Consider the following 13580-nt stretch of genomic DNA (forward strand, 5'->3'; position numbering starts at 1 on the left):
CGCTATCCACCCCCGAGCATCGCGTTGACGGCGGCGCGGCCGATCTCCGCGGCCACGGTGCCACCGGTCGCTTCGAGCCCGCGGTTACCACCGGACTCGACGATCACCGAGACGGCGATCTTCGGGTCCATCGCCGGCGCGAACCCGGTGTACCAGGCGTGCGGCGGGGTGGCCTTCGGGTCGTTGCCGTGTTCGGCGGTACCGGTCTTGGAGGCGATCTGGATGTCGCCGCGCTTGCCGGCGCCCTTGGTGTTCTCCTCCGACGCCAGCATCATGTCGCGCAGGATCGCGGCGTTCGCACTGGACATCGCGGCGTCGCCGGTCAGTTCGGCCGGGGTGTAGTCCTCGATGGTCGAGAGGTTCGGCGCCAGCAGCGACTGCACGAGCTGCGGCTTCATCGCCATCCCGTTGTTGGCGATGGTCGCTGAAAGCAGGGCGTCCTGGATCGGCGTCAGGCGCACGTCGCGCTGCCCGATGGCGCTCTGGAACAGGGCGGCCTTCGAGTCGAGCGGGCCGAGGGTGGAACCGGCGACCCGCATCGGCACGGCCAGGTCCTCGCCCACACCGAAGTTCTTCGCCGTCGCGTTCAGCTTCTCCTTGCCGAGTTCGCCCGCGAGTTCGGCGAAGGGCACGTTGCACGAGTACCGCAGCGCTTCCTTCAGCGTGCTGCCCTTGCAGGGCGCACCGCCGTAGTTCTCCAGCGTCGTCTGCGTGCCGGGGAGCTTGACGTTGGGCGCGGTGTTGACCGGTGTGTCCGCCGTCTTGCCGTTTTCGAGCGCGGCCGCGGTCACCATCAGCTTGGCCGTCGAACCCGGCGGGTAGGTCTCCGAGATCGCGCGGTTGAGCATCGGCTTCTTCGGATCGTCGCGCCACTCGCCCCACGCCGCGATCTGCTCCTTGCCGACGTGCGAGGCGAGCTTGTTCGGGTCGTACGACGGCGTCGAGACCATGGCCAGGATGCGCCCGGTCTTGGGCTCCAGCGCGACCACCGAGCCGGTGTAGCCCTTCTGCGTCATCAGGTCGTACGCGGCCTTCTGCACGGCGGGGTTGATCGTCAGCTTCACGTTCCCGCCGCGCGGGTCGCGGCCGGTGACCATGTCCGACAGGCGCCGGACGAACAGCCGCGGGTCGGAACCGTTGAGGACGTCGTCTTCGGACCGCTCCAGTCCGCCCGAGCCGTAGTTGATCGAGTAGTAGCCGGTGACCGGCGCGTACATCGGGCCGTCGGCGTAGGCCCGGATGAACTTGTACTTGTCGTTCGACGGGTCGACCTTCGCGAGCGCGGAACCGTCGGGGGTGACGATCAGGCCGCGCTGGCGGGAGTACTCCTCGTAGAGCACGCGCAGGTTGCGCGAGTCCGTGCGGTAGTCGTCGGCCTTGACCACCTGGATGTAGGTGGCGTTGGCCAGCAGGAGCACCACCATGACGAGCATGGCGACGCCGACCTTGCGGAGCGGGGTGTTCACGAAGCGCTCCCCTCACCGTTCGCGGGCGGCCGCTGGACCATCACCGTGTGCGCTTCCGCGAGCGGCGCTTGCGGCTGTTGCGGCTTCGGCCGCGCGGCGGGTTTGCGGGCGGCGTCGGAGATTCGGAGCAGGAGGGCCACCAGGATGTAGTTCGCGAGCAGTGAAGAACCACCGCGGGAGAGGAACGGGGCGGTGATCCCGGTGTTCGGGATCAGGTTCGTGACGCCGCCGACGACCACGAAGATCTGCATGACCAGGGCGAACGACAGGCCGCCGCCGAGGAGCTTTCCGAAGGTGTCGCGGACCGCGAGGGCGCTGCGCATCCCGCGCATCGCCAGGATCAGGTACAGCATCAGCATCGCGGCGAGGCCGATGAAACCGAGTTCCTCGCCGATCGCGGTGGTGATGAAGTCCGTTTTGGCCTCGGGGACCATGTCCGGCCGTCCGGCGCCGAGGCCGGTCCCGCCGACACCGCCGGTTCCGAGTCCGAACAGGCCCTGCGCGACCTGGTAGCCGCCACCCGCGTCGTCGTAGGTGGCGAGCGGGTCGATCCAGTTCCGCACCCGCTGCTGGACGTGCGTGAACAGGTTGTAGGCGATGATCGCGCCGACGGCGAAGAAGCCGACGCCCAGCACCACCCAGATGACCCGTTCGGTCGCGACGTACAACATCACCAGCGTGACGCCGAAGAACAGCAGCGACGTCCCGAGGTCCTTCTCGAACACCAGCACGCCGAGGCAGGCGGCCGCCGCGATCAGGATCGGGCCGAGGTCACGGGCGCGCGGCAGTTCGACGCCGACGATCTTCTTGCCCGCGACCATGAACAGGTCCCGTTTCGTCACCAGGAACGAGGCGAAGAAGATCATCAACAGGATCTTCGCGAACTCGCCGGGCTGGATCGAGAAGAACGGAAGCTTGATCCAGACCTTCGCGCCGTTGACCTCGGAAAGGGTCGACGGCAGCACCGCGGGCAGCGCGAGCGCCACGATGCCGACCAGACCGCAGATGTAGCCGTAGCGGGTCAGCGTGCGGTGGTCGCTGATCACCACCAGCACCACCACGAACAGCACCAGCGAGATCGCGGTGAACAACACCTGCTTGGAGACGTCCGGGGTGTATTCCTTGCCCTGCTGGATGGCGCGTTCCGCCAGCGCCAGGTCGATCCGGTGGATCATCACCAGGCCGAGCCCGTTCAGCAGCGCGACGCACGGCAAGATCACCGGGTCCGCGTACGGCGCCCAGCGGCGGACCGCCAGATGCGCCGCCGTCAGCACCGCGAGGTAGGACAGCCCCAGCCAGATGATCGAGCTGGTGAGCTCCTGCTCCTGGTTCGCTTCCACCAGCACGAGCGCGATGGTGACGATGAACGTCGCGAACGCGAGGAGAACGAGCTCGGTCCCGCGCCGGGTGGGCAGCTCGCGCGGAGGGTTCGTGGCGAACTGGGCCGAAGCCGGATCGGCGAGCGGCGTGCTCATCAGTTACCGCCCCCTGGTGCTGCCGTGGCCGGCGTCGAGCAGTCCCTCCCCGCTGGCTGGTTCGCCGAGCTGGGCGAGGCGGGGGTAGAAGGGGGTGCCGCCGAGGACGACGCCGGAGGCGGCGACGACGCGGGGGGCGACGTGGAAGTCGAGCTGGTGTTCGGTTTGCAGTCGGCCAGCTGCTTGTGCGGACGCAGGAAGTCGTCGATGTACTTGCGGGCGTCGTCGAGGTTGTCCTTCTTGACGCCGTTCTTCACCGCGATGCGCGCGTCCTCCTGGAGCGCGGGCACCAGCAGCTTGTCGGTGCACAGCCCGCCCGGCGGGCACGAGCCCTGCTCGTAGGAGTGCAGGTCGATGCCGAGGATGCTGCCGGGGACGCCGCGGTAGATCACGACCTCCTCGCCGGGACCTTCGCCGACGTAATACTGGCTCAGCACGAAATACCGCGTGGCGATCGCCGCCGCGGCCAGCACGATCAGGACGACCACTGCTCCCGCCAGCCAGCGAAATCGCCTCCGGCGCTTGACCTTCGGGTCCTCCTCCGGTGGCTGGACCTCGGGTCGCGGCTGCGGCGCGGGCTGGGTCAGCGCCCTCGCCCTGGCGGCGGGGGAGTCGCCCTGGTGGAACTCGTCACTGCCGTCACCGGCGGCGCCGCCCACTATGGGCGCGTCCTCGCCGAAGTCGACGTCGACGACGTCGGCGATGATCACCGTGACGTTGTCCGTGCCGCCGCCCTTGAGCGCCAGCTCGATCATCCGGTCCGCACAGGCCTGCGGATCCGGGATCTGGATCGCCTCGGCGAGCGTCTCGTCACTGACCATGCCGGACAGGCCGTCCGAGCAGATCAGGTAGCGATCGTGGGCGCGGGCTTCGCGCACCGTCAGGCTCGGCTCGACCTCGTGACCGGTGAGCGCCTTCAGCAGCAGCGACCGCTGCGGGTGCACCGCGGCCTCTTCCGGCGTGATCCGGCCCTGTTCGAGAAGTTCGTTGACGAAGCTGTCGTCCCGCGTGATCTGCGAGAACTGCCCGCCGCGCATCAGATACGCCCGCGAGTCGCCGACGTGCACGACACCCATCCGCGAACCGGCGAACAGCACGGCGGTCAGGGTGGTGCCCATCCCGTCGAGGTCCGGGTCCTGCTGGACGAGTTCGGCGATGGCGGCGTTGCCGTTCTGGACGGCCTCGCGCAGCTGGGCGAGGAGATCGTCGCTCGGATCATCGTCGTCGAGCGGGGCGAGCGAGGCGATGACGACCTTGCTGGCCACTTCACCGGCGGCGTGACCACCCATGCCGTCGGCGAGGGCGAGCAGGCGGGGTCCGGCGTACACGGAGTCCTGGTTGCTGGAACGCACCAGGCCCCGGTCGCTGCGAGCCGCGTAGCGGAGGACGAGAGTCATGGGCGAAGCTCGATCACCGTTTTGCCGATCCGGATGGGGACTCCGAGCGGGACCCGGAGGGGTGCCGTGACCTTAGCCCGGTCGAGGTACGTCCCGTTCGTCGAGCCCAGATCTTCCACGTACCAATCCTCCCCGCGCAGGGCGATCCGGGCATGCCGGGTCGACGCGTAGTCGTCGTCCAGCACCAGGGTCGAGTCGTCGGCACGGCCGATCAGGATCGGCCTGCCGTCCAAGGCGATCCGGGTGCCTGCCAGCGCGCCATGGGTCACGAGCAGCTGCTGCGGCGACTTCCCGCCACCGCGCGGCTTCTTGTTTTCCTTCTTCTTGCGACCGAACGTCGGGACGGCGACACGCAGCCCGGAGGCCGCGTACAGATCCGAACGGACGACACGCAACGCGGCGAACACGAAGAGCCAGAGCAGCACGAGAAAGCCCACTCTGGTGAGTTGAACGACCAGCTCTGGCACTTGTTGTGTCCGCTCCCGTTTCTCCTGTACGCCGCGGAGAGCCCGTGCCGTCCGGGATGGTCGGCTCCGAACAGCCTTGCTCTCCGCTACGACCCGCGGTGCCGATCCACCACAGGTCCCGCACCGCAATTCTGCGGTACCCCCTTCGGACGCCGCCGATCAGCCCTGCGTACGGAACACGAGAGACGAGTGGCCCACGCGGATCACGTCGCCATCGGCGAGCTGCCACGTCTGCACCGGGGTGCCGTTGACGGTGGTCCCGTTCGTCGAACCGATGTCCGCGAGCGTCGCGCTCTGGCCGTCCCAGGTGATCTCCAGATGACGACGCGAGACACCCGTGTCCGGCAGCCGGAAGTCGGCGTCCTGGCCACGGCCCACGACGTTCCCGCCCTGCTTGAGCGAGTACGAGCGGTTCGAACCGTCGTCCAGCTGGAGGCTCGCGGCGAGCTGACGGCCTGCCGCCGGCTGGCCGCCGTAGCCGCCACCCTGCGCGTACGGGTCCGCGGCGGGCTGGCCGTACTGCTGCTGGCCGCCGCCGTACTGGTCGTATCCGCCCTGCTGCTGCTGGCCGCCGTACTGGTCATAGCCGGGCTGCTGGGCGGCGCCGCCGTAACCCTGGTCATATCCGGGCTGTTGCTGCTGGCCGCCGTACTGGTCGTAACCGGGCTGCTGGGCGGCGCCGCCGTAACCCTGGTCGTACCCGGGCTGTTGCTGCTGGCCGCCGTACTGGTCATAGCCGGGCTGCTGGGCGCCGCCATAGCCCTGGTCGTATCCGGGTTGCTGCTGCTGGCCGCCGTACTGGTCGTAACCGGGCTGCTGGGCGCCGCCGTAACCCTGGTCGTAGCCGCCCTGCTGCTGGCCGCCATAACCCTGGTCGTACCCGGGCTGCTGCTGGCCAGCCTGCTGTCCGTAGCCGTACTGGCCCTGCTGCTGGCCGTACGGGTCACCCTGGTCGTATTGGCCGTAGCCGGGGGGCTGGCTCATTGCTGGGTCTCCTGCGTTGCTGGGTCGTGCCGACCGTGACGAACCTTCGGCGCCAGGTGGTTTGACGTCGGGATCGACGGACGAACGGGTCTTGAACTGTCCAGTATGCAGCGCCTCGTTGCGCTCGAGCGAAACTACGACGTCACCATAGGTGTCCCAACCGTGCTCGGCGAGGTGTTCCTTGACCGCCCCCGCCAACACCGACGTGACCCGTTGCTCGTCTCCGGCCATGCGCTCGTGATCAGCCTGCCCCAGCGACACGATGTAGTGATTGGGGGCGAGCTGTCGACCGCCGGCCAGCTCACGAACGTTCTCCTCGCTCTCGCGCTCAAGCGCCACCGCCACTTCCTGCGTGACGACGTTGCCACCGAACATGCGCGCGAAGGTATTGCCCACAAGGTTCTCGAGCCGCCTATCGAAGCGCTCTACGCGGCCCACCGGGCAACCTCCTCACACGTCTGCTTTCTCCGTCGATCCTATCCGGGTACGGCCAGTCGGACACGGCCCCCGGTGAAACCCGTGAAATCAGCCTGCTACGCTTTGCGAGCTGTCAGAGAACGAAGCACTCGGGCGAGTGGCGGAATGGCAGACGCGCACGGTTCAGGTCCGTGTGTCCGAAAGGACGTGAGGGTTCAACTCCCTCCTCGCCCACTCTTGTTCAGAGGCCCCTTCGCTAGCGCGACGGGGCCTCTTTCGCGTTGGTCGTCGCTCGTCGACTCCCGGGGGGCCGAGCCCCCCGGACCCCCACGGTGCGTGAGGGTGCGGTTGGCGAGTGGGTGGGGGCTGAAGGGGACTTTCCCCTCATGTCACGCGACGAAGGGAGCCTTTGCCCCATTGGATGAGGCGAAGGCTCCCTTCGCGCAGTGTGCTGTGGGTCAGTTCACGCCGATCAGGTCTACGACGAAGATCAGGGTTTCGTTCGGCTTGATGACGCCGCCGGCGCCGCGTTCGCCGTAGGCCAGGTGCGGCGGGATGACCAGCTGGCGACGGCCGCCGACCTTCATGCCCGCGACGCCCTGGTCCCAGCCGGGGATGACCTGGCCACGGCCGAGACCGAAGCGAAGCGGCTCGCCGCGGTCCCATGAGGCGTCGAACTGGTCGCCGGTCGAGTGCGAGACACCGACGTAGTGCACCGAAACGGTGTCGCCGGTCTTCGCTTCCTGGCCGTCGCCGACAGAGATGTCGGTCTTCTCCAGGTCGGAGGGCGCGGGCCCCTCGGGGCGGTCGATCTGGGGCTTCTCCAAAGACATGCCCCCAACCTACATACGCAGGTCCGGGGTTCGCAGGACGAGTGTTCCGCCGAACGGTGGCAAGAACGCGAATAGTCTTCACAAATTTGGATACCCGTGGGTAGTGTGCGCCTCGTCACTCTCCGACGACGGAGGTCTTTCATGCGACGAGGCATACGGGTCTTGACGACGCTGGCGGGGCTCACCCTCGTGGCGGGAACCGTTCCGGCCCTGCAGGCGAACGCGGCGGAACCCCAGGCGAACTCCGTCGTGGCGGCCGCGCTCGACGACTACTGCGGCGGCCAGTGTTCCGACATCCTGCCGCCCGGCACCAAGGGGAACGCCACCCTCGCCGAGATCCTGGCGCACAAGGCGCTCGGCACCCGGCCCGCGCATTCCGCCGACCAGCTCGGCAGGTACGCCTCGCTCGCCGACGGCTACAAGACGCTGACCACCGACAAGATCAACCAGTTCTTCAACGACGCCTCGTTCGGCGTCCAGTCCGGGCAGGTCGAGAGCACGATCAAACCGCGTGCGGACGTGACGATCACCCGGGACAAGGCGACCGGCGTCCCCCGCATCGTCGGCACCACGCGGCCGGGCACGATGTACGGCGCCGGGTACGCCGCCGGGCAGGATCGCCTGTGGCTGATGGACATCATGCGCCGCGTCGGACGCGGCCAGCTGACGTCGTACGCCGGTGGTGCGCAGGGCAACCGCGAGCTGGAACAGAGCTTCTTCTCCTCGGCGCCCTACACCGAGCAGGAACTGCAGAAGCAGATCGACGACGCCGCGGCCAGCGGTCCGCGCGGCGCGCAGGGCAAGGCCGACGCCGAGGCCTACGTCCAGGGCGTCAACAAGTACATCTCCGATTCGCACAGCGGCCGCTACTTCCCCGGCGAGTACGTCCTCACCGGGCACGTCGACGCGATCACCAACGCCGGGACCATCGAGCCGTTCAAGCTGACCGACCTCGTCGTGCTCGCCGCGGTGGTCGGCGCGCAGTTCGGCGCCGGCGGCGGGGGTGAGGTGCAGAACGCCATCGCGAAGATGGCGATGCAGGAGAAGTACGGTCTCGAACAGGGCGACAAGGTCTGGAAGAGCCTCCGGTCCGAGGACGATCCCGAGACCGTCAAGACCCTCCACAATGGACAGAACTTCGACTACGGCAAGGCTCCGGCCACTCCGCAGGGCGCCGCGATACCGGACAAGGGTTCGGTCTCCGGTCAGCAGCTCGTCTTCGATCCGACCGGTTCCGCCGGGACGGCGACGCCCGCCAAGGTGGACGTTCCCGCGCCCGACGACCAGAAGGCCGTCCGCGGCATCTTCGACAACGGGGTCCTGCCCGGCAACCTTCTCTCCGAGAAGCACGGCATGTCCAACGCGCTGGTCGTCTCCGGTGCCAAGACCGCGAGCGGTCACCCGGTCGCCGTCTTCGGCCCGCAGGCCGGTTACTTCGCGCCGCAACTGCTGATGCTGCAGGAACTCCAGGGTCCGGGCATCAGCGCCCGGGGCGCCTCGTTCGCGGGCATCAGCATGTACGTGCTGCTGGGCCGCGGCAAGGACTACTCGTGGAGCGCGACTTCGGCGTCGCAGGACATCACCGACACCTACGCGGTCGAGCTGTGCGAGCAGAACGGTTCCGCGCCGACGAAGAACTCCGGCTTCTACCGGTTCCGCGGTCAGTGCCTGCCGTTCGAGATCGTCGAGCGCAAGAACGCCTGGAAGCCCACCATCGCCGACGGGACGGCCGCGGGTTCGTACACCCTGCGGAGTTTCCGCACGAAATACGGACCGGTGACGAGCCGGGCGCTCGTGGGCGGCAAGCCGGTCGCGTACGCGTCGCTGCGGTCGACCTTCCAGCACGAGATCGACACGATCATCGGCTTCCAGAAGTTCAACGACCCGGACGCGATCAAGTCCGCGCAGGACTTCCAGGCCGCGGCGGCCGACGTGAACCAGACCTACAACTGGTTCTACGCCGACTCCCGCGACATCGCGTACTTCAACTCCGGCTCGAACCCGGTCCGCAATCCGAACGTCGACCCGGCGATGCCGGTCAAGGCCGATGCCGGATTCGACTGGCAGGGCTGGAATCCCGACGGCAACCTCGCGAACTACACGCCGTCTTCGCAGCATCCCCAGTCGATCAACCAGGACTACTACATCAGCTGGAACAACGCGCAGACCAACGGCTACGCGGCCAGCGGCGCGGACAAGAGTTCCGTGCACCGCGGTGATCTGATCGACGCGCGGGTCAAGAAGATGATCTCGAGCGGCACCAAGGTGACGCGGGTGAACCTCACGCAGGCCATGGAGGAGGCGGCGCTGGCCGACCTCCGCGCGGAGAAGGTGCTGCCGGAACTGCTCAAGGTGATCGACAAGGCGCCCGTGACCGGTCCGGCCGCGGACGCGGTGGCGAAGCTGAAGACCTGGCTCGCCGCGGGCGCCCTGCGCTCGGAGACCTCGCCCGGCAGCAAGGCCTACGCCAACGCCGACGCGATCCGCGTGATGGACGCCTGGTGGCCGCTCCTGGTCAACGCCCAGTTCAAGCCCGGCATGGGCGACGCCGCCTACGCCGCCATGGTGGGCGTGCTGAAGATCAACGAGTCGCCGTCCGGCTGGCAGAACGAGGTGCCCGGCAAGCACGTCGGCCAGTCGCACGCGGGTTCGTCGTATCAGGCCGGCTGGTGGGGCTACGTGCACAAGGACATCCGCTCGGTCCTCGGGCAGAACGTCGCCGGTCCGCTACCCGTGAAGTACTGCGGTGGCGGCGATGTCAACGCCTGCCGTCAGATCCTGGTCGACTCGCTGACGCAGGCCGCCGCCCAGCCCGCCAACACCGTGTACCCCGGTGACGGCGACTGCGCCGCGGGTGACCAGTGGTGCGCCGACACGATCATCCACCGCGCGCTCGGCGGCATCACGCAGGACAAGATGAGCACCCAGAACCGGCCGACCTTCCAGCAGGTCGTCGAATTCCCGGCGAAACGCGGCGACAACATCGCCAACCTCGCCACCGGCCGGTCGGTCAGCGCGAGCAGCCACGAGACAGGCTGGTACAACTCGCCGCCGTCCAACGCGATCGACGGCAACCTCTCGACGCGCTGGGCGAGCGACTGGAGCGACAACCAGTCGATCACCGTCGACCTCGGTTCCGCGCGGCGGGTTTCCCGGGTGGTCCTGCACTGGGAATCCGCGTACGGGAAGGCGTACAAGGTGCAGGTCTCGTCCGACGGGACGAACTGGCGTGACGTCGCGTCCACAGTGGACGGAGACGGCGGGCAGGACAACGTCGCCTTCGAGGCCACGGACGGCCGTTATGTCCGGATGGCCGGAGTTCAGCGAGGCACGAAGTACGGCTACTCCCTCTACGAGTTCGAGGTGTACGCCCACTAGCGAGGGCACGGTTTACGGTGGCGGGGTGGACACGAACGACTGGTCACCCCGCACCCTCGCCGTCGCAGCCGGACGTCCGGAGGGCCCCGGCGAACCGCTGAACGTGCCGATCGTCGCGGCGAGCACCTTCGACGCCGGCGCCGACCGCGCGTATTCGCGGGAGAACGGCACCCCGACCTGGGAAGCCCTCGAAACCGCGATCGGCGCGCTCGAAGGCGGGCACGCCACCGCGTTCGCGTCGGGGATCGCGACGCTCAGCGCGGTGGTGGACACGTTGCGGGTCGGTGCGAAGGTCTGCGTCCCGACGTTCTCCTACGCCGGGTCCCGCGGGCTCCTCGCACACGCGCACCGGACCGGTCGCCTGGTGGTCACCGAGCTCGCGCCGGAAGACACGGACGCCTGGGTCGCGGCGGCGGACGCCGACCTGCTCTGGCTCGAATCCCCGACGAACCCGACGCTCGACGTCATCGACATCGAGACGATCGCCGCCGCCGCGAACGGGCTGGTCGCGGTGGACAACACGTTCGCCACCCCGCTCGGGCAGCGACCGCTCGAACTCGGCGCCGACATCGTCGTGCACAGCGCGACGAAACTCATCGGCGGCCACAGCGATCTGCTGCTCGGGCTGACGATCGCGGCCGACGAAGGCGTCGCGAAGGACTTGCGAGACGCGCGTACGCGGATGGGTGCGACCCCGGGTGCGCTCGAAGCCTGGCTCGCCCTTCGCGGCCTGCGGACGCTGCCGGTCCGCCTCGCCGAGCAGACGCGCACGGCCGCACTGCTGGCCGCGCGGCTGCTGGATCACCCCGCGATCACCCGGGTGCGGTATCCCGGCTCCGGCACGATGATCGCGTTCGAACTCCCGGACGCGGAGACCGCGGACAAGGTCATCGGTTCGCTGCGGCTGATCCGCGCCGCCACCAGCCTCGGCGGAGTGGAGAGCCTGGTCGAGCGGCGGGCGTGGCTGGCGGGCGACGCGCACGTGCCCGCCGGGCTCGTCCGGTTCAGTGTCGGACTCGAGGATCCCGAAGATCTCTGGACGGATCTGGCTTCGGCGCTCGGCTGACGCCCTAACCTGAAGCGCGTGGAGGAGACGAAAGCGCCCCGGCGGCTGGGTCAACTGATGTGGGGCCTGTTCTGGCTCCTGGTGCTCGGGTTCCTCGCGATCGTCGCGACGGGCGTGCTGGCCGAACTCGCGGCGACGCCCTGCCCGAGTGACGAGATCTGGGCCTGTGACGCCGAAAACCGGACGCTCGCCACCTTCATTCCCGGGATCGGGTTCGGCGTCGGACTGCTGGTCGCGGTGGTGGGCGGCGGCCGGGCGGTGCGGAATCGGACCTCGCCGAGGCCCTGGCTGTTCGTCGCGGGCCTCCTCGGCGCGGTGTCCCTCGCCGTGGCGCTGTTCCTGGTGTTCTAATCGTGACCTTCGTGTTGAGGGGTACCGATATCCGCCCTTGGATGGTCGATACTTCACGGTCGAGTACTCCGAACGTGTGAACCGGCCGGTAACAAAGCGCTGAGGAATCACAAAAAGAGGTCGTTTCCCCAAGAAAACCGGTGGTTTTCCAGCGTCGGACGGAAGAGGAAAAAATGCTTCCGGATGGCAACCGTTCCGGTCGTTCGGGTGTTAACATTCCTTCGTCGCCGCGAGGCTTTTCCCTCTGCTGAGCGACTTCCGGGCCCTTGTATCGAGCGGGCCCACCTCCTTGTTACCGGTTTTCACAGTGGTTTTTGTCACTGTCTATTCGCTACAGCTGACCTGCGATTTTCCGGCAGGATCGCGCTGTCACCCGAACGTGGGATTTTCCCCCGGGTGGCCGCATGGTGGGGGTCACTGTGCGTTGCGATGCTTTTCCACTGGGAGATCACTTTGAAGAAGACGTTGGGCCGCCTCGCGGGCGCGGTGCTGGCCGGCGCCGTCATCTCGCTGGCCGTGACGCCGGCCGCGATGGCGCAGGACGAAACGACGACCACGCCTCCCGCACCCTCGAGCGAGACGTCCACCCCGGCACCCGAGCCTTCGTGGACGGGCGGCAAGGTGACGACGGCTCCGCCCGAGCCGAGCACTCCGGCCTCGTCGTCGTCGCAGCAGCCGACCTCGAGCAGCAGCGGCAAGCCGACTTCCGGCAAGCCGTCGCCGACCTCCACCTCGGAGAAGCCGACCACCCCGCCGGAGGAGCCCTACGTCGACAACGTCGGCGCGGGCTACATCGGCGAGAACGGTGTCGGCGCCCTGGTCATCGCCTGCGCGTCGGGCGAGCCCGCCGCCGTTTCGGCTCCGGACTTCGACACCCTGTACAGCAACCAGGCCGAGGACGACGGCCGCTACTGGGTCTACATCGTGAAGGTGAAGAAGTCCTTCAAGGGCAACTCCAGCACCTTCACCTGGACCTGCGCGGGCAAGGCCGGCAAGGGTGACATCGAGTTCGAGTCGCCCATCGGCGGCGGCGCGGGCACCCCGGGCAAGCCGGAGAAGCAGGTCAAGTACGCCCCCAAGGGCGGCATCGAGACCGGTTTCGGCGCCACCGCGGCCTGATCGATGTCGACGAAGTTCCTGAGGCGGGGTGGCCGCGCGGTCGCGGCCACCCTCATCCTTTCCCTCGCACTGACCGGCTGCGGTTCCGACGAGCCCGCGCCCGCCGCACAGCAGGCGCCGGCGGAATCGACCGTCCCGGTCACGAAGCCGTTCAGCGGCACCAGGCCGACGAACGTGAAGATCCCCAAGATCGGCGCGGAGTCGAACCTGATCGCGGTCGCGGTCAACAAGGACGGCAAGATGGCCGTCCCTTCGGCCAAGAAGCCGATGCAGGCCGCCTGGTACCAGCTTTCGCCGGTGCCCGGCGACGTCGGCCCGGCGATCGTGCTCGGGCACGTCGACGGCAACAAGCAGCCCGGCATCTTCTTCAAGCTCAAGGACGTCAACCCGGGTGACGAGATTCTCGTCGACCGCAGCGACGGCAAGAGCCTGAAGTTCGTGGTCGAGAAGAAGGACCAGGTGCCCAAGGACCAGTTCCCCGAGGACGCGGTCTACGGCAACACGGACAAGCCGCAGCTGCGGCTGATCACCTGTGGCGGTGTCTTCGACAAGGAAGAGCACAGCTACAAGGACAACATCATTGTCTACGCGAACCTGGTCGCCTGACCTTCGCCTGACGAGAGCGCT

General features: G+C 68.1%; 11 protein-coding genes and 1 tRNA gene. 6 read left to right on the plus strand and 6 right to left on the minus strand.

The window, feature by feature from the left end; translation table 11 throughout:
• Window positions 1-2: 2 nt before the first annotated feature.
• The 5 genes from ACLJPX_RS21175 to ACLJPX_RS21195 form a co-directional block, all read right to left on the minus strand.
• Window positions 3-1466, minus strand: a complete 1464-nt coding sequence (locus ACLJPX_RS21175) for a peptidoglycan D,D-transpeptidase FtsI family protein (protein ID WP_410601603.1) — start codon at window positions 1464-1466, stop codon at window positions 3-5.
• Window positions 1463-2941 (minus strand): FtsW/RodA/SpoVE family cell cycle protein, encoded by a 1479-nt coding sequence (locus ACLJPX_RS21180; protein WP_101611620.1) that lies wholly within the window; start codon window positions 2939-2941, stop codon window positions 1463-1465. Before ACLJPX_RS21180 ends, ACLJPX_RS21175 begins: the two co-directional genes overlap by 4 nt.
• Window positions 2941-4338: a PP2C family protein-serine/threonine phosphatase gene (locus ACLJPX_RS21185; RefSeq protein WP_410601604.1), complete on the minus strand. Its 1398-nt coding sequence runs from the start codon at window positions 4336-4338 to the stop codon at window positions 2941-2943. The genes ACLJPX_RS21180 and ACLJPX_RS21185 overlap by 1 nt, the downstream gene beginning before the upstream one ends.
• Window positions 4335-4805, minus strand: coding sequence for an FHA domain-containing protein FhaB (locus ACLJPX_RS21190; protein WP_410601605.1), 471 nt, complete (start codon window positions 4803-4805; stop codon window positions 4335-4337). Before ACLJPX_RS21190 ends, ACLJPX_RS21185 begins: the two co-directional genes overlap by 4 nt.
• A gap of 159 nt (window positions 4806-4964) precedes the next feature.
• Window positions 4965-6227, minus strand: coding sequence for a DUF3662 and FHA domain-containing protein (locus tag ACLJPX_RS21195; RefSeq protein WP_410601606.1), 1263 nt, complete (start codon window positions 6225-6227; stop codon window positions 4965-4967).
• A 130-nt stretch (window positions 6228-6357) separates the two neighbouring features.
• Here ACLJPX_RS21195 and ACLJPX_RS21200 point away from each other — a divergent pair.
• A tRNA-Leu gene (locus ACLJPX_RS21200) sits at window positions 6358-6440 on the plus strand.
• A 224-nt stretch (window positions 6441-6664) separates the two neighbouring features.
• Here ACLJPX_RS21200 and ACLJPX_RS21205 read toward each other — a convergent pair.
• Window positions 6665-7039: an FKBP-type peptidyl-prolyl cis-trans isomerase gene (locus ACLJPX_RS21205; RefSeq protein ID WP_101611623.1), complete on the minus strand. Its 375-nt coding sequence runs from the start codon at window positions 7037-7039 to the stop codon at window positions 6665-6667.
• A gap of 141 nt (window positions 7040-7180) precedes the next feature.
• On the opposite strand from ACLJPX_RS21205, the gene ACLJPX_RS21210 reads away from it, so the two are divergent.
• From ACLJPX_RS21210 to ACLJPX_RS21230, 5 genes are all read left to right on the plus strand, one after another.
• The gene (locus ACLJPX_RS21210; protein WP_410601607.1) at window positions 7181-10417 is read left to right on the plus strand and encodes a penicillin acylase family protein; all 3237 of its coding nucleotides are present in this window, start codon (window positions 7181-7183) and stop codon (window positions 10415-10417) included.
• A 25-nt stretch (window positions 10418-10442) separates the two neighbouring features.
• Window positions 10443-11483: a trans-sulfuration enzyme family protein gene (locus ACLJPX_RS21215; protein WP_101611624.1), complete on the plus strand. Its 1041-nt coding sequence runs from the start codon at window positions 10443-10445 to the stop codon at window positions 11481-11483.
• Window positions 11484-11501: 18 nt separating this feature from the next.
• The gene (locus ACLJPX_RS21220; RefSeq protein WP_410601609.1) at window positions 11502-11834 is read left to right on the plus strand and encodes a hypothetical protein; all 333 of its coding nucleotides are present in this window, start codon (window positions 11502-11504) and stop codon (window positions 11832-11834) included.
• A 453-nt stretch (window positions 11835-12287) separates the two neighbouring features.
• A complete protein-coding gene (locus ACLJPX_RS21225; protein ID WP_410601610.1) occupies window positions 12288-12953 on the plus strand; it encodes a hypothetical protein in 666 nt (221 codons plus the stop codon).
• Between the two features lie 3 nt (window positions 12954-12956).
• A complete protein-coding gene (locus tag ACLJPX_RS21230; protein WP_101611627.1) occupies window positions 12957-13559 on the plus strand; it encodes a class F sortase in 603 nt (200 codons plus the stop codon).
• Window positions 13560-13580: the final 21 nt, after the last annotated feature.

Origin of the sequence: Amycolatopsis sp. lyj-90, from assembly GCF_046549035.1 — a bacterium.
Classification (GTDB): domain Bacteria; phylum Actinomycetota; class Actinomycetes; order Mycobacteriales; family Pseudonocardiaceae; genus Amycolatopsis.

Coding starts and splice junctions, on each gene's coding strand:
- ACLJPX_RS21205 (WP_101611623.1), bottom strand. CDS start 7,039: ATGTCTTTGGAGAAGCCCCAGATCGACCGCCCCGAGGGGCCCGCGCCC.
- ACLJPX_RS21230 (WP_101611627.1), top strand. CDS start 12,957: ATGTCGACGAAGTTCCTGAGGCGGGGTGGCCGCGCGGTCGCGGCCACC.
- ACLJPX_RS21185 (WP_410601604.1), bottom strand. CDS start 4,338: ATGACTCTCGTCCTCCGCTACGCGGCTCGCAGCGACCGGGGCCTGGTG.
- ACLJPX_RS21180 (WP_101611620.1), bottom strand. CDS start 2,941: ATGAGCACGCCGCTCGCCGATCCGGCTTCGGCCCAGTTCGCCACGAAC.
- ACLJPX_RS21210 (WP_410601607.1), top strand. CDS start 7,181: ATGCGACGAGGCATACGGGTCTTGACGACGCTGGCGGGGCTCACCCTC.